The 20,058-nt window shown below is 41.9% G+C and carries 13 protein-coding genes; 6 read left to right on the top strand and 7 right to left on the bottom strand.

Annotated features, from left to right (window positions below):
- Positions 1-152: 152 nt before the first annotated feature.
- Positions 153-293: a hypothetical protein gene (locus tag J8L98_RS23895; protein WP_210998550.1), complete on the bottom strand. Its 141-nt coding sequence runs from the start codon at positions 291-293 to the stop codon at positions 153-155.
- Positions 294-505: 212 nt separating this feature from the next.
- Here J8L98_RS23895 and J8L98_RS23890 point away from each other — a divergent pair, with 212 nt between their 5' ends.
- Together J8L98_RS23890 and dgt are read left to right on the top strand one after the other, a co-directional pair.
- Positions 506-2,386, top strand: a complete 1,881-nt coding sequence (locus tag J8L98_RS23890; RefSeq protein ID WP_210998549.1) for an amidohydrolase — start codon at positions 506-508, stop codon at positions 2,384-2,386.
- Between the two features lie 200 nt (positions 2,387-2,586).
- Complete coding sequence (gene dgt, locus J8L98_RS23885) at positions 2,587-4,080, top strand: dGTPase (protein ID WP_210998548.1); 1,494 nt, start codon at positions 2,587-2,589, stop codon at positions 4,078-4,080.
- A 1,000-nt stretch (positions 4,081-5,080) separates the two neighbouring features.
- On the opposite strand, the gene J8L98_RS23880 is transcribed toward dgt, so the two are convergent.
- Positions 5,081-5,257: a hypothetical protein gene (locus tag J8L98_RS23880; RefSeq protein WP_210998547.1), complete on the bottom strand. Its 177-nt coding sequence runs from the start codon at positions 5,255-5,257 to the stop codon at positions 5,081-5,083.
- Positions 5,258-5,764: 507 nt separating this feature from the next.
- Positions 5,765-6,865 carry a DUF1570 domain-containing protein gene (locus tag J8L98_RS23875; RefSeq protein ID WP_210998546.1) on the bottom strand — a complete coding sequence of 367 codons (1,101 nt, stop codon included), beginning with the start codon at positions 6,863-6,865 and terminating at the stop codon, positions 5,765-5,767.
- 588 nt (positions 6,866-7,453) lie between these two features.
- On the opposite strand from J8L98_RS23875, the gene J8L98_RS23870 reads away from it, so the two are divergent.
- Complete coding sequence (locus J8L98_RS23870; protein ID WP_210998545.1) at positions 7,454-10,621, top strand: DEAD/DEAH box helicase; 3,168 nt, start codon at positions 7,454-7,456, stop codon at positions 10,619-10,621.
- 94 nt (positions 10,622-10,715) lie between these two features.
- Here the strand turns inward: J8L98_RS23870 and J8L98_RS23865 are convergent, their stop codons facing one another.
- Together J8L98_RS23865 and J8L98_RS23860 are read right to left on the bottom strand one after the other, a co-directional pair.
- Positions 10,716-11,807, bottom strand: coding sequence for an HNH endonuclease (locus J8L98_RS23865; RefSeq protein ID WP_210998544.1), 1,092 nt, complete (start codon positions 11,805-11,807; stop codon positions 10,716-10,718).
- Entirely contained in the window at positions 11,800-12,450 is a 651-nt protein-coding gene (locus tag J8L98_RS23860) for a class I SAM-dependent methyltransferase (protein ID WP_210998551.1), read from the bottom strand. Before J8L98_RS23860 ends, J8L98_RS23865 begins: the two co-directional genes overlap by 8 nt.
- A gap of 1,333 nt (positions 12,451-13,783) precedes the next feature.
- On the opposite strand from J8L98_RS23860, the gene J8L98_RS23855 reads away from it, so the two are divergent.
- Positions 13,784-14,065, top strand: coding sequence for a GIY-YIG nuclease family protein (locus tag J8L98_RS23855; protein ID WP_192509977.1), 282 nt, complete (start codon positions 13,784-13,786; stop codon positions 14,063-14,065).
- Between the two features lie 720 nt (positions 14,066-14,785).
- Positions 14,786-15,253, top strand: a complete 468-nt coding sequence (locus J8L98_RS23850) for a hypothetical protein (RefSeq protein WP_210998543.1) — start codon at positions 14,786-14,788, stop codon at positions 15,251-15,253.
- 463 nt (positions 15,254-15,716) lie between these two features.
- Here the strand turns inward: J8L98_RS23850 and J8L98_RS23845 are convergent, their stop codons facing one another.
- Positions 15,717-17,420, bottom strand: a complete 1,704-nt coding sequence (locus J8L98_RS23845) for an LruC domain-containing protein (protein ID WP_210998542.1) — start codon at positions 17,418-17,420, stop codon at positions 15,717-15,719.
- 2 nt (positions 17,421-17,422) lie between these two features.
- Positions 17,423-17,971 (bottom strand): hypothetical protein, encoded by a 549-nt coding sequence (locus tag J8L98_RS23840; RefSeq protein WP_210998541.1) that lies wholly within the window; start codon positions 17,969-17,971, stop codon positions 17,423-17,425.
- Positions 17,972-18,540: 569 nt separating this feature from the next.
- On the opposite strand from J8L98_RS23840, the gene J8L98_RS23835 reads away from it, so the two are divergent.
- On the top strand, positions 18,541-19,245 hold the full coding sequence (locus J8L98_RS23835) for a hypothetical protein (RefSeq protein WP_210998540.1): 705 nt from the start codon (positions 18,541-18,543) through the stop codon (positions 19,243-19,245).
- Positions 19,246-20,058 lie beyond the last annotated feature (813 nt).

The following is a 20,058-nucleotide window of genomic DNA, read 5'->3' as shown; positions in this document are numbered from 1 at the left end:
CGACGAAAGTGTTTTTGTCTTCCTGACGCAAAATGCTCGTTCTTCTATTCATCTTCCTGACGTAGGTCAGGATCCATACCAATCGTCACACCACCCGCGACCTTCACCTAATGGATTCTGAAACAAGTTCAGAACGACGAAAGGTTTCGTCTTCATGACGCAAAATGCTCGTTTCCTGACGTAGGCCAGGACCCATACCACTCGTCACACCACTCGCGACCTTCACTTATGGATTCTGAAACAAGTTCAGAACGACGAAAGGTTTCGTCTTCCTGACGTAGGTCAGGATCCATTTCAGCCACCCTTTATTGCCCTCTCGTTCGTCTTCCTGACGCAGGTCAGGATCCATTCAACGTTTAACCACCACAGCTAATAAACCGATTTAGCATATAAATCATTGGTGTAAGCAGATGTAATAACATTTTATTTATCTAAACCGGATAATGACTGTGCCACTTAACGGTAAATGGCTAAACCATTGTTATCAATAATAAGGAAGTAACTTATGAATCACGACAATTGTAATCACGACTGTGCACAATGCGCTTGTCACAACCCGCTTTGGAACAGTTACGAAACTCAGGAGTCTTTGAGCAACTTTACTCAATCAATAAAAGAGTATGCAAAACAGCTTGGTACGTCTGAATCTTTACTCCCAGCGGGGTTTGTCATGTATTCTGGCGGCGTGATCCGCCCTATGATTAACGGTTCAACCGACCAAGTTGAAGCGATTGGCTTTGCAAATGGCAAAGTCTTCGCTGTGGGTAATTTAAGTGATGTAAGTGCCCAAATGCGCGCACTTGGCATGCAACCCAACAATCACCTTATATTAGAAGAAAATCAAACACTCCTACCAGGTTTAATTGAGCCTCATGTGCATATTGTTCCTACAGCACTGACGATGGGCTGGATTGATTTAGGCGCGTTCACGGGTCAGCATTTAAACCCAGATTACAGCCTAGATTACGTACTTAACCAAGTTAAGCAGTTTGCGCCTGAAAAGCCGGGAGATTGGATTTTAGGTACTGGCGTTGACCCTGCGCTTATGCCCTTTGAACATGAAGGGGAATGTAAAGACAGCGCACCACAACTTGCTGATATCACCGTTGTTGCATTAGATAAATTAAGAGACGACAATACTCCAATATTTCTAATGTCGGCATCGTTACACACCGCTTATGTAAACACCGCAGCCCTAGAGAAAATTAAACCATTTTTTCCCGCAGACGAGCAAATCGACTTTGTTAAAAACATAACCGAGCAAGGGGCTTTGCAAGAACTTTCACAAATATTTCCTGCTTTTAGCGCCATACCTAAATCTCAAAATTTATCTGCATTAGAAAACTTACCTCGCTACATCGCTGAGATTTTTTCTACGGCCAATAAACGCGGCGTAACCATGATGTACGAAGCCGGCATGAAGCCAATGATGTGTGAAATGTTAAAGCTCTATCGAAAATTTACTCCGCATAATATGCGCGTTGGCTACGCAAAACTGTGCGAATCAGTTGCCGATGCAGAAGCATTGACTGACTTTACGCCCATCACCGAGCAAAGCTTAGCTGAAGTGTTTCAAGCCGGTGTTAAGTTAGTTTCTGATGGCTCCAACCAAGGGTTAACCGGTTATCAGTCAGAACAGTACAGTTGTAACCCCGTTAATAATTACGGTATTTTTAATTATAGCTATGATGCCACAGAACAAACCGACAATAGCAAACCAAATTATCAGAAAATGGTAAATACCATTATCAATAAAGGCTGGCCTATTTTAATTCATGCTAACGGTAATCATGCAATTGATATTGCACTTGATGTATATGAAAACGCACTTGCTGGCGAATCAGGTATTTATAAGCGTCATCGTATTGAACACTGCTCATTATTAAGTGACTACAGCGCAAAGCGCATGCAAGAAATAGGCATTTCACCTAGCTTTTTAATTGGTCATGTTGGTTACTGGGGCTACGCCTTTGAAAAAGTTATCTTCAAGAGTAAGTCGCACATGCTCGACCGCTGTAAAACCATGCTTGACCTAAATAGCCGAATTACCTTACACAGTGATTTATCAGTGAGCCCAACTGGCCCGTTACGCATGATGGAGCAAGCAGTAACCCGTATTATGGAAAAATCTTCCAAGCACCACGTGTTAAATGAAAGTGAGTGCATTACCCGAGAACAAGCGCTTAAAGCCATCACATATGATGCAGCATGGCAATGCCATGTTGATGAATGGGTGGGCAGTTTAGCTAAAAACAAACTGGCCGATTACGTTATTTTAGCTGAAGATCCGCTTACAATCAGTGATGCGAAAAAAATACGCGACATACCGGTATTACAAACTTGGGTAGGTGGGAAGCTACGCTACCAGTACCAACTTTTTAGCTAATCGCATTACGTATTTAAAGTTAAAGGAAACACACTTCGTATAATCGCTTAGAAAAAATAATGTTAAGGATGACATTATTTTTAATCAAACCAATGAACGGGAAAGTCATAGCTTTGCGTGAATAATCGCCTTTTGTGTTTACAAAAAATATACAAGCCTTTAAATTACATACTTAACTTTCAATTGCGCAGAATCAAATCATGACTTTTAGCAGCAAAATAAACACACTACGACCATACAATACGCAAGGGAATACGCGAGGCAACGTCAATAGCAGTTTAGAAAGTGACAGAGGCCGTATTATCAACAGTGCAGCACTACGGCGTTTACAACAAAAAACTCAGGTATTTCCGTTAGAGCGCAACGCAGCAGTACGATCACGGTTAACCCATTCATTAGAAGTACAACAAAATGGTCGGTTTATTGCTCAGTCTATTATTGCAGAGCTAAAAAAGCGTGGCTTGCACCATTATATTCAATCAAATTCACAGGAAGATTTAGAAAGCGCACTCGTCACATTATGTGAAATGGCTTGCCTTATGCACGATATTGGCAACCCTGCATTTGGTCATTTTGGCGAAGCCGCAATAAACGACTGGTTCAAACGCTATTTACTAAATCACAGTGAGTACAACACATCATCACATACTGCATTGAATGCAACACAAAGCTGTGAATTAACCCTCACTGAGCAACTTTTGCTTGATGTATGTAGCTTTGAAGGCAATGCCCAAGCAATACGCATCGTACACACCCTTTCAACCCTCAATCTTACCTACAGCCAAACAGCCAGTATTCTGAAATATACCCGTGCAGCAACCACTCCAAAATCACAGGTGCCGAACAATAAATCTTACTTGCAAAAAAAAGTCGGCTTTTACTACAGCGAAAATAAATTTGTGATGCAATTGTGGGACAAGCTCAACATTGAAGCCGGTAACCGCCACCCTGCTGCCTATATAATGGAAGCCGCAGATGACATAGCTTATTGCTTAGCGGACATGGAAGATGCGGTTGAAAAAGGCATCATCACTGTATTAGAGCTAAAAGGGTTGTTAATCGATGAGTACACCCAAATCATCAAAAAACAGCGCCTTAATGATAGTAGCTATATGAAAGATAAAGTTGATAGCGCCTTTAAGAAAGCCCAAATTAACCCTGCTAATTTTGAAAATGATTTTTTTATTTTTTTAAGAGTTAAGCTATTACACCCGTTAGTCACACACGCCACACAGCGATTTGTCGACAACCTAGATGCCATTTACCACGGCCATTTTAACGAAGCATTATTAGAAGATAACGGCTATCAACACTGTGTAACTCAAACGCTTAAAAATGTGGCACTAAAGCACGTATTCTCTCATAAAGAAGTTGAGCAATTAGAGCTCCAAGGTTACAAAATTACCAGTGGAATACTCAATGAATATCAACGAGTATTAGATCTCTCAAGTACGCAATTCATTGACTTACTTGAAAATGGGAGGGCTTACCCAGTAGAAAAAAGACTCGTAAAACGTATATCGAAAAAGTTTGTCGCGGTTTATCAGCAAAGTGTTGCAGAGCTCCCGCCAGAACATGCAACTAATTCTATATACGAGTTTTACTACCGCTGCCGACTGTTACAAGATTTCATCAGCGGCATGACAGACCAATTTGCGTACGATACCTATCGCACGCTTACTGTTTCGGAATAAATCACTAAACTAGGAAACAATCGACTCTGAAATAAATTCAGTGCAACAAGCGTGGGTTACAGCGTTTAAAGCCCACCATATTACCCCTAGCGCAAGTCAGAACTCCATCCTATTTCGTCTCCCTGACCCAGGTCAGGGTCCATGTTAGCCATCACGGTTCATTTTCAAATACCCTCAAACCTAGACCCTGAAATAAATTCAGGGAGACAAAGAGTTTAAAACGCTACATCAGTCGCTTCTATTAACTTAGGCCCCAACGTCTCATATCCGTCTCCCTGACGCAGGTCAGGGCCCATACCAAACCGTCACGGTTCATTTTCGAAGACCCTCAAACCTAGACCCTGAAATAAATTCAGGGAGACAAAGAGTTTAAAACGCTACATCAGTCGCTTCTATTAACTTAGGCCCCGACGTCTCATATTCGTCTCCCTGACGCAGGTCAGGGCCCATACCAAACCGTCACGGTTCATTTTCGAAGACCCTCAAACCTAGACCCTGAAATAAATTCAGGGAGACAAAGAGTTTAAAACACCCCACCATTCGTCTCCCTGACGAAGGTCAGGGCCCATATCAACCAAACTCCCCCCCCCTCCATTCGTCTCCCTGGCGAAGGTCAGGGCCCAGACCAACCATCACGGTTCATTTTCGAATACCCACAAACCTAGACCCTGAAATAGATTCAGAGAGGCAAATAAAAAACTAACCATGACGCAAAACTGTATCACCATTTCCCCCCACACTCCTCTACCTGACGCAGGTCAGGATCCATACTTTTCACGTCACCGAAGTCTCATTACCCGCGCGCCACAAGCAATAGATTCTGAAACACGTTCAGAACGACAATGCTGAGCTTTCACGCTACTAGGCAAGTAAATGATGTAAAGTAAAAATATAAGAGTTAAAGTAAAGTAGGTAATAAACGAGGTGAGTAGAAATAATTAAAATAGTGCTAAATTGACAAAGCGTGGCCAATATTAATCATATTAGCCACTCGTTCAAATTACTTAGTGCGCCCATTACCATAACAGATCCTAGGATCAGAAGGGCGAGTATTGCAACCTGCATACAAGGTAAAATTAACATCTTCAGCACCACCAGCCGCAACTGGTGTTAATGCCATTGGTAAATCTTTATTACTGAGTGTTTTTAGTGATTTTTTATTGAGTAATAATTTCATGTATATACATTCCTTTTAGTTTAATCATTTCCAAAATGAGGTTATAAAGTACACAGCAAGGTTAAGTCTGTCTACAAATAAGTTGAACTAATTTGAGGGCCGTTGAACTTTCAGGTTCATTTTTGCATCCGTTTGATTGGATTTTATACAAGGAAGAGGCCGCGTAGCACGGTTATTCCATGTGAGTCAGCCGATAACATAGTAGAAAAGCCAATCAAGCGCTGTCTACCGGTTCTTTTGAGCGCCCCTTTCTCTTTGTTGCTTAATATTCGCTTAGGTTACTAAGCCACATATTAAGCGCCGCGATAAAAGCATGCTCAAAGAGCACAAAAATAGACCAGTAAAGATCAACCGCCCCTAATATTAAATACCAAAAAACTCGCTTTGCTACGGCAGTTCAGAAACGGTTAAGGTGTATAATTAATCTTAGTGGCGCTACCAATCAAGTAGCAGCACTCATCACATCTATTGCTCCCATCCCGCGTATGAATAAAGTAAGTTTTTAACCTAGTATCGATGCGCAGTTAATTTACTTTTCGTAAAATGTACAAACGCTTGCTCTAGGTTACCTTGACGCGCTGTTAAGTATGTCCAAACTTGATCATTTCCCAACGTGTCACATTTGTTGCTCTGCTCAGCCAGTAAATACTTTCTTAATAATGACTTACGGGTATCATCGCTTGTTAAAAAGTATACAAATGCCCAGCTACTTCTATACATTTGAGCATAATTCGACTTACGCCAATGTGAGCTAGTATGAACTAACTTACGAGGCTGGATCACCGACTTTAACAGACGTCCATTCAACGATACCCAGCTTTTATTCGGTTCAATAATACTGGCTTGCATGTGTACATGAGTATATTCAAAATATTCAGCCAACCCCTCGTTAAACCATTGAGGTGTATCGCCAATTACAGCTTCGTTAATTGCATGCACTGCTTCATGAACTGCCACCTTAATAGTGTGTTCAAACGTGCTGTATTTTATATATGCTGTATTTTTACTACCAAAGTAAACGCCAGTTGTTCCGGTAGGATCCCCCCCTAAACTTTTAACCTCATGGTTATAAGCTCTGGTATTGGGCAATATATGTAGATTTAGCTTCACCTTACGCATAACTTTTAAACCAACTAAAGTTGCATAAGCTCTAAAAACGGCGCGTAAATTTGCAGAAAGCTGATTTTTAAACCGAACAGGCAACCCTCCGGCTTGCACGTTAAGTTCAAAATAGTCTAATGTATTATTTTTAGTAGTTTGGTAAAGCTCTGCTGCAGAGTGTGGTTTTTTATCACTAAAATTTTTAATTCCTCGCTCATCAACCCAAGTATAAATACCATCTACTTGCTCATATTTTACAGCGCCTAAGTCAGCTTTTTCACAACTTTTACGGAACATTTTGTGATTATTATGAATATAAGTCGATTCTTTAGATAAAATTACGGAGGGTTGCGATACATGAAACTCAGATATTTTTGTTGGTTCAGTGACAGCTGGCTGTGTATGCAAAGAACTAAACCAAAACTGCCTGTTACTAAAAAAATATGATAAAGAAATCGAAGTAATAACCAGTACAGTTATCATTATAAAACGCGTCCATCGCTGCATTTAACTATCCTTAGTTTATGAGTGTTAATTTACTAGCCGTCTGGTAAATCAACAGCATCTGTATTTTAACACTTAACGACAATCCGTATACCCTTCATCGAATTTGTCTCCCTGACGAAGGTCTGGATCCATACCAACCAAACACGCCAAACCCAGTTCCACATCCAACCCCCACACCATTCGTCTCCCTGACGCAGGTTAGGGCCCATACCAGCCATCACGGTTCATTTTCAAATACCCCAAAACCCAGACCCTGAAATAAATTCAGGGAGACAAAGAGTTTAAAACGCTACATCAGTCGCTTCTATTAACTTAGGCCCCAACGACTCATATTCGTCTTCCTGACGCAGGTCAGGGCCCATACCAACCAAACACGCGAAAGCTAAACCCAACTCCACATCCCTCCCCCCACTAGTCTCCCTGACGCAGGTCAGGGCCCATCCAACCGACCACTGCAAAGCCAAGGCTAATCTCCTACCCAACATCCCTTTCAAACTTCATCCCTTCCAAACCTCACCCCAATAAATTAAACTAAACATCGTTTCAAGGAGTTACAGCAATCACAACACAGCAGTAAAAGGAATAAACGTGGAACAAATCGGCATTTACGAGCAGCTCATCACCCAAGTGGTCGAGCAAAACCTCAACAGAGAACGCTTTTACGTAGGTGAGCGCGTACTTGAAAGTGCCGAAGCCGCAACTTGGCTGTCACGCTTTTTAGCAAAGCTGGTAGAACATGCCATCAATGCTATACCTAACTCCAATGAGCGGTTACAGCACCAAATAGAACTCGCTAACAAACTGGTGTTTTGGTTAAAAGATCACATTACTGACAATGCACTCATTAGCGAGAACTTAATTGATTCGCAAGGCAAAATACTCACAGCCCTGTTTGATAAAAGTAACCCTATCGCCACTGACTTACCTGCTTACACGAATGGTATATTTCCGCTCACTGGACTCACTCAAAGCGAGCTGTTCTCAGGCGCAAACGCGGGGATTTCATTAGAAACGGAGCTAAAACGTGAGATCAACTCAGCTGATACCATTTACTGGCTAGTATCATTTATAAAATGGACGGGGCTGCGTATATTCAAAAATGAGCTCGAAGCATTTACTCACAGTGGTAAGCAGCTCAAGGTAATAACAACGTCATATATGGGTGCAACCGACGCCAAAGCGGTAGAGTTTTTGGCAAGCTTACCTAATACCGAAGTTAAGCTCAGTTACAACAACCAACAAGAACGCTTGCACGCAAAGTCATATCTTTTTTTACGCAATACGGGCTTTCATACCGGCTATATTGGCTCATCTAATTTATCACATTCAGCACTCACCAGTGGCCTTGAGTGGAACTTAAAAATTACCGCACAAGAAATCCCGCATATTATCGCCAAAACTAAAAGTACCTTCGAAACCTACTGGCAATCAAAAGACTTTGAACTATTTACAGGTAAATTTGAGTGTAAAGAAAAGCTGATAAATTCATTAAAAGAACAACGCGGAGTACGCCAACCAAACAACCCGTTTTATTTTGATATAGCCCCAAAACCCCATCAAAAAGTCATTTTAGAAAAACTCAGTGTTGAACGCAGCGTTCACAACCGCTTTAAAAACTTGGTGGTTGCAGCAACTGGCACGGGTAAAACCATTGTTTCGGCTTTTGACTTTAAACCCCTTTACGATGAGAACCCAAATGCTACTTTTTTGTTTATTGCCCACCGCGAAGAAATACTAAAACAAGCTCAAAGCGCTTATCGTGGTGTGCTTAAAAATAATAACTTTGGCGAATTGTGGGTGGGTAACTATACCCCAGAGCGTTATAGCCAGTTATTTGCGTCAATCCAAACGCTCAACAACCAATTAGCCACCTTACAGCTTACTTCCGATTATTATGACTACATTGTCATCGACGAGGTACACCATGTCAGTGCAACTAGTTATCGGGCCGTATTAAAGCATTTTACGCCAACCATATTACTGGGGTTAACCGCAACACCAGAGCGACAAGACAGCGCTAATATATTAGAAGATTTTTGCGATGTCATCGCCGCTGAAATACGCTTGCCTGAAGCCATCAATCAACGTCATTTATGCCCATTTCAATACTTTGGTATTGACGATACACTCGACTTGAATCAAGTCTCGTGGCGCAATGGCCGCTATGACATAGCCGAACTAAGCAACCTTTATACAGGCGAAAATAGTCGCGCAGCTAAAATTATCACCAGCCTAGCCGACATTGTCACCAACGTTCACACCATCAAAGCGCTAGCATTTTGTGTAAGCCAAGCCCATGCCGAGTTTATGGCCGCCAAATTCAACCTTGCAGGTATCAATGCCGATGTACTTACCAGTAAAAACACCCGCGAACGTGCACAAAAACAACAAGCACTACGCAGTGGCGCTCTTCAAATCTTGTGCGTAGTCGATATTTTTAACGAAGGCGTTGATATTCCAGAAGTCGACACCCTGCTATTTTTACGACCAACCGAAAGCCTCACTTTATTTTTACAACAACTTGGCCGCGGTTTGCGTTTGCCCGACAATAGCCTTTCTTTGGGTGGTTCAAAACAATGTTGTACCGTGCTCGACTTTGTGGGTAATGCGCGCCCAGAATACGACTTTGCCAGTAAATTTCGCGCGCTCATTGGTAAAAGTAACCAACCAATCAAAACTGAAATCGAAAACAATTTCCCGCATTTGCCGTTGGGTTGTCGTATAGAGCTACAAAAGCAAACGCAAAAAACCATATTAAAGAATATTCAGCAAGCCATTAGTGGCAAACGCCGCCTTCAGCAACTCATTGCCGGCTATTCACAGCACAGTGACGACGAAGTCACCTTAAGCAACTTTTTACGACTCAACCCGCAGGTTACACTTGAAGACATCTACAAACCAAAAGACAAAAAGATCGGCGGCTGGCACTGGCTAAAAGGTGCTGACATTCCCGCAGAGCAAACCGATATTTACGCCGCGTATTACCGCGCCATAAACACCCAATTACTTAGCTGCGACTCACTCAGCTATTTACGCTTTCTGCAGGAATTATGTCACAACAATTTTAACTTTGCGCCAACACCGCAAAACCACCAGCTTGCGCTAATGGCCCACTACAATTTTTGGGATAACACAGCTACGAGTTTAGGCTTTAAAAACCTTGAGCAAAGCTTAAAAGCACTTAAACATCCAGTATTACAGCAAGAACTGGCACAAGTAATTGCGCTTTTAATAAACCGCATACACCAACAAGAACATGATCTAGCATGCTTACCCAATCACGCCATAAAATTACATAGCCGCTACACGCGCCAACACATACTCGCCGCCTTTGGCGCGCACACTTTTGATAAAAAATCGACCGCTCGTGAAGGCGTGTTAGAATTTAAAAACCAAAATCTAGAACTGCTATTTGTTACCCTTAACAAGTGCGAAAAAACTTATTCGCCCACCACGCTGTATCACGACTATGCATTGAGCCCCACATTGTTTCATTGGCAAACACAAAACAGCGCCCGCCCAGAACACGGCCGCGGCTTAAGCTACATTGAACACCAACAAACAGGCAAAACCATTTTGTTATTTGTCCGAGAACAAGGCAAAGACGAAAATGGCCGAACCATGGGTTTTGTAAACTATGGCGAGGTTATATACCAAAGCTACACCGGCAGCCAACCGATGAATATCACGTGGGAATTGATGAACCCCATGCCAAGTGACATGTGGCACGAGGCAGGGAAATTGGCGGTCGGGTGATCAATTTAAAATAAGGATACCTATAAAGTTACAGCTATAGAATAGAAAGAGTACGTTCTGGACAACCTGTAAACTTATAGATTAATACTCAATCCTATACACTATATTTCGGTTTGCTTTCTGCCACACACCCTAGCTCAACATTTGGTTGCTGATAATTAAAATCAACAGCTTCAAACTCATTCACACCTACCCACAACTTCGCACTATTCGTCTGCGCTACTTGATACGCCCAGTCACTTACTGAACGCGATTTATCTGCATCGCAGTTAAAGTAATCACTCAGTTCACGGGTTAAATGTTGGCTATTTATCACGAGGTTTTGCTCTTCCCAGCGTTCGCGGTGAGATTGCGCTGCCAAAAAGTCGCGTTTATTGTTGTTACAAGTGCTGTGCGCAGCCACAAAGTTGTGGCCTAAGTCGTTTGCGTAGCGGGTAAATGGAATAAAATGGTCCACTTCGGTTTTGTTATTCAACGGCTTTTGGCAGTAAAAACACGTGCCCTGTTGTAACTCTATTAAAACAGGTTTGGCTTTGCTGAGTGCGTTACGGTCGAAACCAAATAAAAAATCGTGCAGTTGGCTCTGTGGACCAATCAATGTTTGGTTGTGTTTTATGCTTTGAATTTTTTGCAACCACGCATTTTTAGCCAAGTACATCACTAAGTCATAAAAGCGCCGAAAGCAGCTAGCAATGCCTGCATTTAAGGTGATGTATTGCGTGCTATGTGTATGCGGGTATAAAAAGCATTCAGCTTGTTTTGCCAATATTTGTAAACGCCACAGCGGGCCGGTTTTAAGCGTGGTTAAAGCGGCGTTAAATGTTGGTTTGTATAAATGGCTTTGTTTTAGAGCACGTAAGTTACGAATGTTGTTTTGTTGGCACTCATACAACACCGAGATCACTTTAGATTGCACACCACTGTTTTGCTTTAATAAAGCGTTTTGACCTGTTTGATCGGCTGCAAAAGGGACGGCATGGTGCCAATATAAAACTATGAGCTTATCCGCTAAGGTGGCTAAGTCTATTTTGAGTGTTGCTTGCTCAGATATTAGCGGCTGCTCTACACATACATCAGCCAATGCATGGAGTAAGGCAAATTTATACGTGGCACTAAAGTCGCCTTCGATCAGTAAACGCTGAATGTAAGCGATAAAATCAAGTTGTTGCTGTTGGTTATCACTCATAAGACGATTCTTCACAAGGTGACTTTTTCACCACCACATTCAACCAGACTTGCTCGCTTCTATCGGGGCGCTGATCTTTGCTTTGCCATACTTTAACCACGTTTAAACTGGGTATTTGTGCCAGTACATCTTCTAGGCATGTTTCGGTTAAATCACTGAATGTGCGGTTGCCGTCGCTGCGCTCACCCTTGCCGTATTTGAATGAGGCGTACAAAATACCATTGGGTTTTAATGCGCTAGCGAGTTTGGTGAAACGGTCTGGGAGCTCATTATGGGCAACATGTAAGAGGCTGGCGCAACACCATATGCCGTGGTATTGCGCGTGTTCTTTCACTTGTCGAAAGGTTTTTACGTACACGCTTTGTTGTAAATGAAAACTGGCAATGTCGGCCAGCTCACTACAAGCATCAAAGGCAGTGACTTTATAGCCGAGTTGCTTAAACGCGAGTGCATCGCGCCCTGCGCCGCAACCGGCATCGAGAATATGTATTTTTTCATGCTCGCTGTTATGCGGCAGTGGTAACAGTGGCAAAAACTCTTTGTATAGCTCGCCCATATCAACGTGTAGTGTTGACTGTGCAAAAGCCTGCGCATTGTTAGCATAATACTCAAGCGTGTTTATTGAGGTGGCACTTGTGTTCATGTTGTTTGTATTCGAACTCTGAGTATTAGAAAAAGAAGGTGTATTAGTCATAGCCGACACTCTATAGACAGTTCATCAACTGGCGCTCTTTTACAACAGTAGTACTTGTGGGTAGCAATACCTGATGTTTTTGCATGTTTATTGAGCCCTGGGCCGCTTAAAACCACGTGATATAAGCGCATTCAAATTCCTGTTAGTTCTGCACAGCTAAGTTATATAAGGGTGTATAAATTAGCTGCTACGGCTGTACTGCTTCCTTCAACCGTTTATTTTTGGTGACTAAAAACGTATTTGTTAATGTATTGCTATGCCAAAAGTGACCAACTTTTACATGAGCTTTTACTTTATATTTGGTAACTTATCACGATTTATAAGCGCTTGAATAGTCTCTGCGATTAAATCCATACAATTAAAGCGGTTTATTGGTTACGTTATTTTTACATTATGTTGTTTCTCAGTGGGGTTAGCTGTAGACCCTGACCTTCGTCAGGGAGACGGAGTGTAAAGTGGTTGGGTAAAAATCGAGTACGTTACGTGGGTCCTGCCCTTCCTCGGGAAGACGAAGTGTAAAGTGGTTGGGTAAAAATCGAATACGTTACATGGATCCTGACCTGCGTCAGGAGGACGAAGCGGAGGTACCCTCGTTTTCGTCGCTCTGAACTCGTTTCAGAGTCTATGTGGTTTAGTTTATTGTTTCGATCATATGTATTACATGAAGCTTGGTCTGCGTCAGGAAGACGGAGTGTGAGTGACTGATTTAGGGTCGAGTACGTTACGTGGGTCCTGACCTACGTCAGGAAGACGAAGTGTAAAGTGGTTGGGTAAAAATCGAATACGTTACATGGATCCTGACCTGCGTCAGGAAGACGAAGTGTGAGTGACTGATTTAGGGTCGAGTACGTTACGTGGGTCCTGACCTTCGTCGGGAAGACGAAGTATGAGTGGCTGATTAAAGTCGAGTACGTTACATGGGTCCTGACCTTCGTCGGGAAGACGAAGTATGAGGTGCCCTCCTTATTCGTCGCTCTGAACTGGTTTCAGAGTCTATGTGGTTTGGTTTATTGTTTCGATCATATGTATTACATGAAGCTTGATCTGCGTCAGGAAGACGAAGTGTGAGTGACTGATTTAGAGTCGAGTACGTTACGTGGGTCCTGACCTTCGTCAGGAAGACGAAGTAGAGGTACCCTCCTTACTCGTCGTTCTGAGTACAATTTAGGGTTTATTTGATTTATCTTGAATAACTGTAATAATTTACTTTTATAAGTAGGTATAACAGGATGTTATATCTACCTCAGTCTGACTTATTAATGTTGTTTTAAAGGACTAACACATGCAACCTACCACCTATATTTTGGCATCAAAGCCAAACGGCACTCTATATATTGGCGTGACTCGAGATCTTAAAAAACGAATTTACGAGCATAAAGGCCATTTAATCGATGGGTTTACCAAACGTTATAACGTGACCCAATTAGTGTATTTTGAAACGCATGCTGATATGTACCATGCTATTAATCGTGAAAAACAACTTAAAAACTGGCGTCGGCAGTGGAAAGTTAATTTAATTGAAAAGGTTAACCCGCAATGGGACGACTTGTATTACTGTATATAATTGAAAGATTTTGATTCTGGCCCGTGTCAGAGAAACAAAATACAGTAATAAGCTGAGTTTAGTCTGGTTTAAATGGGCCCTGACCTACGTCAGGGAGACAAAATGTAGAGTGCCTGACTTTAAGCCCTGTGCGTTACGTGGGTCCTGACCTTCGTCAGGAAGACAAAGTTTGGGTAGCTGACGGCGTATGGGTGGCTAACTTGAAGTCGCTCTGTATTTGATTCTGAGTTTATGTGGTTTAGTTGCTTATCTGAGATGGGTCCTGACCTGCGGCAGGGAGACAAAATGTAGAGTGCCTGACTTTGAGCCCTGTGCGTTACGTGGATCCTGACTTTCGTCAGGAAGACGAAATGTAAACACACTCATTATTCGTTGCTCTGTGTTTGATTCTGAGTTTATGTGATTTAGTTACTTGTCTGAAATGGGTCCTGACCTGCGTCAGGGAGACAAAATATAGAGTGCTTGACTTTGAGCCCTGTGCGTTACGTGGGTCCTGACCTTCGTCAGGAAGACGAATTAGGTAACCAATGCTTCTCTATGTTCGTTGCTCGTTGCTCTGAAGGTATTTCGTAGTCTATTTAGGTCAGAAATGAATACCGTAAATATCAACGCTAAAAAATACAAATAAAAACATAATTTGTACCTTTTATTAGATATCATTCATGGCATGTAGTGTATATTGCGTACCCAATGTAATTTTAAAATAAAAGGATATTTCAAATGCATAAAAAAATATTCGCATACTCTGCGTTAATCGTGTCAACTTTTATATATAGCGCTCAGGCTAAAGCTGTTGACTTGTCATTGGGTGGGGGTTATCCATTTCTAGTTGTACCAACCATCTCACTAACAAATTCAGATATTCGATATTATGCTAACTACAAAGCTGGGTTAGATGATGGTTTCAGTTTGGGCGCAGAAATATTAAACGGTAAACATAAATACGGGGCGTTCATTGGTGCTGTTGGGGCTCGAAAAACTGACGCACGCTGTTCTGATTCAACATTGCTGTGTACCAGCCTTTTTGATCATCAAACCACACAAGGTATTGGTCTAAGCTATGAGTACCATTTGTCTAGCAACCTAAATTCAGGGTGGGCTGTACGACTTGAAGCGGGTTACGGCGAAGAATCTTATGATTATGAAAAACGCACCGACGGCAATATACAATTTATTTATCACTTTTAAACAGATCATATCAGTTTAAAAAGTAAAAAAGCACCGCCACATGACGGTGCTTTCTGAAAGAAGTGCTAATTAACCTCAGCTCTGGATAAGCGAATTTGCCCAATAAAGCTATTTTTCTCACTCTCGGCGTTGCTTTCATGTGTAATAGCCCGCTATTACTGCATAAAAGCGCCTTGATATTGAACAAAATATCATCATTGGATTGGACGTAAGTTTGTTTACAAAATATTTCCTATTCCAAAACCCTTATCCAAACCTGAGGTTAAATAACCTCAGCTCTGGATAAGCGAATTTGCCCAATAAAGCTATTTTTCTCACTCTCGGCGTTGCTTTCATTTGTAATAGCCCGCTATTACTGCATAAAAGCGCCTTGATATTGAACTAAATATCATCATTGGATTGTACGTATGTTTGTTTTCAAAACATTTTCTATTCAAAAACCCTTGCCCAAACCTGAAGTTAACTAGTTACACTTCCAGCATTTACCTGAAACAGGTGTGCTGTACCAAGTTGCGCCCCTTGCCTTGCGGCTTTCAGCCCAGTCTTGAATAGCAGGATATGCTTGAATAATGTCAACCGATTCCATCGGATGCAACCAAGATGTCGAAATTTCAAGTGCCCAAGGGTGCCCTGCTGGGGTCATATAAGTCTCACCCCCTATTTCAGTATTATCAGCACCGGTTTTGAAAAAACCTATATTTGCTAACGCTGTGGGGGCATAGTTTGGTAAATGTACTTCTCGACCTCGGTCGCTCACTCTATAAATAAACGGGTTAAAAGGTGCATTGCCAATTGCCAATGGGCTGACAGGTTCAACAAAAATCAAGCTCATCGTTACTGGAATAACCGAGCGTTCATCTCCACTTTGGGTATTAAAGAATGAATATGTTAGCGAATCATTGGTTGCTGAATGGGTATTTTTTAAGACCGCGACCACTAACTCACTGCTGTGACCTGCTTCTGCGGTAACCACCTCAGATTGGCCGTTAATCGCCACATTAATACTTTCTACATTGGCACTGGTGGTACCTGAAAAAGCAATTGCAAAACCACTGGCCAGTGTAGCACCCCTGGCTTGAATATTGCCGGTTAAGTCAATTTGCTTAACCAATCCATTGGCATCTTTTATAACGTTAAAGCGATGAGTGATCACTAAATCATTTAGGTCGTAATCTCCTTTGTCTGGCCATAAATCTTCGTACGCGAGCGTTGACTCTACCGAATAATTGTTACTTGCACGTTTGTCATCGTTTGGATAGTCGTCATTGTTATCATTGATACCATCACAATCACTGTCATTGTCGCCTAACATCCAAGTAAAGAATGCAGGGTCACTCACTAGGCCATTACTGTCAGTTGCTATCACCTGTACACGCCACGTTTCGCCCGCGCTCACCTGTGACGATAATACCGTATTACCCGTATGATCCGTTTTACCTGCAATTTCATCATCTACCACTTCACCTTGGCCTATATCAACAAACCAACGATATTCATAACTAACCGCGTCCCCATCAGGGTCTGCATTTGCACTATTTGATACATTCACAACAAAATCGTTGTTTGCGGTTGCACACCCTTGAGGTGACCCATTCAGTGTGGGTGTATAAGGTGCATCATTTGCTGTTATTGCGTAGGTAATGGTTAAAAGGCTGTAATCGAGCGTTGTTTTCCACCAAACATAATTATGGTTCATATCAATGTCTAAAAACACATCCATTAAGCCATCATCCAAAATATAGGATGTTGGTACATCAAATGGCGTTTCTGACCATGTTCCGTTAGTCCCTTGCAATAAGCCTGGATTTAAGTCATTACCATCAACACTAATACCGTCATATTCACCGCTGGTGCCATGAAAAGCTTCAGAGTCAATATCGAAACCTCTTATCAATAAGGTTGCACTCTGTATTTTAACCAAAGGATTTGATGCTTCACTGAAACTGTGCTGCCAACCATAGTCTTGCCCTGAGTGTGAATAATAATTAAAACCGTACCCACTTGGTGCAACATAATGAGGTGATGTACTGTCTTTATTAATTTTCTGGGTGTAAGTGAACGTACCATCTTGATTATCAATTGTGTTCACTTCAGTTGCTGTGGCAAATACGTAAGGCGTTTGACAAATAAGCGCTATGCCGAGACTGAGGTTGTATTTCATCTTCATAATTATTCTCCATCGCCAGCTGGAATTTCAATATCACACGGCACTTCTATTTCACCGACAATTTCGTCTTTGCTAAACACTTTGCTACACACTTCATTACCTACGGTAACTTCTACCTTTACCCCATACCATTCACTTGGGAGTTTTAATTTGGTGCGTGTTTCTCCGGTTCTATCTGTTAAGCTTTTTTGCAATGGGTTTTCAACTTCATTACGGTTTGCATCAAGCGCCACAATTTTCATAAAGTGCTTGCCGCCAATACCAGCAAGTGCACCATCGGGCCGCATTGTTGTGCTGACGGTTTTAATCTTCACTTCGTCATCTTTATACATAGACCAATCGAACTGCGCAGGAACGGTCACGTTTTCGAGGCTCAATATGCTAGGCTCTGGCACTGGTTCAGTTACCGGCTCAGGTTCTACAACGGGTGGTGGTGTATCTTGACCAGAACTGGGGGTTGTTACTGCTGGTGTGCTGCTATCGCTTTGGGAACCACCGCCACATGCAGCTAAAAATACACTTGTAGCAATAAACATATATTTCAAAATCATGTTTGCTCTCCAACCTAATAAAATTACTCAATAAGCTCAGCGTTATCACTCTGCTTTGCCAATAAATACAGGTGTTCCAACAACGCTTAGTTAAAAGCAGGAACATAAAGCTGTTTCGGTGTTTGGTAATACACAACAGTTAAATATTCATGCCAGTGATCAGAGCAATGTCATTTTCACAGCATACAATCAGTATTCACTTTACGGTTTGGCCCACACACAAATAAAACAATTAAAATCAATAAATTATATAAATACAAAAATTAACATAATTAAATAACGCGATGTTTATGGTGAGAAAATAGTGCGCCTAAATTTAGGACCGCACCATTTTGCAATGCACTTTCGTTCGTATATTGCAAAATACATCATAATTTATTGCCAATTTAAAATTCCGCTTTTGTTAAATTAGTGAACGCTTTCAGGGCGGCTATGAAAATAACTGGCAACAATTTTGCGCTATAAACCAGCCAAAAGGTGTTGCGACTTTTCAGCTGGCTATGTCAATATTTACAGCATCTATCGGCTTCGGTATTATTGGCGGCTAAATGTTATAAAGGTCTGTATTTTTGAAAAGGTTAATAATAAGTTTCTGTTGCTTAGTTGCAGCAACGCATGCTCACAGCACCCCCTCTACTTCATTGGAAGTTGGTTACTCACAACTCAATATATCTGATCTAGGCGACCTAAAAGTAAAAGGCCCACAGCTCTCAGTTAAAAGTGCTTTCCCCGCTTTTTATCTAACTGGCGTATACCGACAGCTCACAACCGATATGCACGGCTTCTTTGCATTAGAACACAATCAACAATCAATCTCTGGCGGCAGCGATTTTGATATAGATGTAGATTTCATTGAGCTTGGCATCGGTAAAATGATCACATTAAGTGATACATCATATTTAAATATCCACGGTTACCTTAGTAAAATATCATTAGACGTAGACGGCCATGAACGTTATACCCACATTACTGAAGATGGTACTGTTAACGTAGTGTATGACGAACCATTTTCAGAAAGCGATTCAGTCGATTTGTTGACGTTTAAAGTGCACTATCGAAAATACATCGATCAATTCTATCTAGAAGCAGGTATTGGTGCAGAGTCAGATTCAAGCGTTAATATTAAACGTGTAAAAAATGAAGGAAGCGAAACAAATCTAATTTTATCTGCTGAGTTCGGATACAACTTCAACAGTCAATGGGCAGCTAATGTTCGCTATTTCAATAGCAAAGACTATAGTATTACGTCAGCGAACATCAGCTATAATTTTTAGCACTCAATTACTATTTTGAGATATCGCGCTCGATCACGCTCAGTGTCACAGCCTCATTGAACATATATTGACCGCTACGTCTTCCTGAACTTGGTTCAGGATCCACACATATCAGTTCCAATATACGCATGGACCCTGACCTACGTCAGGGCGACGAAGAAGTGTTGAGCTTGTGTGCGACAAATGAGTGTGAACTTGTGTACGACGAAGAAGTGTTGAGCTTGTGTGAAACGATAAGAGTATCGAGCTTGAATGTCTCATCAATAAAGGGCATGCCTAAGCCTAGATCACCCACGTCGTCTTCCTGAACTTGGTTCAGGATCCACACATCTACTCCAATATACGCATGGACCCTGACCTACGTCAGGGCGACGAAGAAGTGTTGAGCTTGTGTGAGACGAATGAGTGTCGAGCTTGAATGTTTCAACAGTAAAGAGCCTCCCTAGGCCTAGTTCCCCCACTTCGTCTTCCTGAACTTGATTCAGGATCCACACACATCAGTTCCAATATACGCATGGACCCTGACCTACGTCAGGGCGACGAATGAGTGTTGAACTTCAGAGAGACGAATGAATGTCTAACTTGTGCGAGACGAGTAGATGCTAAACTTGAATGTCTCATCAATAAAAAGCCTCCCTAAGCCTAGTTCCCCCACGTCGTCTTCCTGAACTTGGTTCAGGATCCACGCATCAGTTCCAATATACACATGGACCCTGACCTACGTCAGGGCGACGAAAAAGTGCAGAACTTGTGTGAAACGAATGAGTGTTGAGCTTGTGCGAGACGAGTAGATGCTGAACTTGAATGTTTCAA

Source organism: Pseudoalteromonas sp. MMG013, assembly GCF_018100885.1.
Classification (GTDB): Bacteria; Pseudomonadota; Gammaproteobacteria; order Enterobacterales; family Alteromonadaceae; genus Pseudoalteromonas; species Pseudoalteromonas aurantia.
This window is presented reverse-complemented; position numbering and strand designations above follow the sequence as displayed.

Excerpts from the sequence above, each read along its gene's own strand:
- J8L98_RS23840 (WP_210998541.1), bottom strand. The coding sequence starts at position 17,971 with ATGATTTTGAAATATATGTTTATTGCTACAAGTGTATTTTTAGCTGCA.
- J8L98_RS23895 (WP_210998550.1), bottom strand. The coding sequence starts at position 293 with ATGGATCCTGACCTACGTCAGGAAGACGAAACCTTTCGTCGTTCTGAA.
- J8L98_RS23890 (WP_210998549.1), top strand. The coding sequence starts at position 506 with ATGAATCACGACAATTGTAATCACGACTGTGCACAATGCGCTTGTCAC.
- J8L98_RS23875 (WP_210998546.1), bottom strand. The coding sequence starts at position 6,865 with ATGCAGCGATGGACGCGTTTTATAATGATAACTGTACTGGTTATTACT.
- dgt (WP_210998548.1), top strand. The coding sequence starts at position 2,587 with ATGACTTTTAGCAGCAAAATAAACACACTACGACCATACAATACGCAA.
- J8L98_RS23855 (WP_192509977.1), top strand. The coding sequence starts at position 13,784 with ATGCAACCTACCACCTATATTTTGGCATCAAAGCCAAACGGCACTCTA.
- J8L98_RS23845 (WP_210998542.1), bottom strand. The coding sequence starts at position 17,420 with ATGAAGATGAAATACAACCTCAGTCTCGGCATAGCGCTTATTTGTCAA.
- J8L98_RS23850 (WP_210998543.1), top strand. The coding sequence starts at position 14,786 with ATGCATAAAAAAATATTCGCATACTCTGCGTTAATCGTGTCAACTTTT.
- J8L98_RS23865 (WP_210998544.1), bottom strand. The coding sequence starts at position 11,807 with ATGAGTGATAACCAACAGCAACAACTTGATTTTATCGCTTACATTCAG.
- J8L98_RS23880 (WP_210998547.1), bottom strand. The coding sequence starts at position 5,257 with ATGAAATTATTACTCAATAAAAAATCACTAAAAACACTCAGTAATAAA.
- J8L98_RS23860 (WP_210998551.1), bottom strand. The coding sequence starts at position 12,450 with ATGAACACAAGTGCCACCTCAATAAACACGCTTGAGTATTATGCTAAC.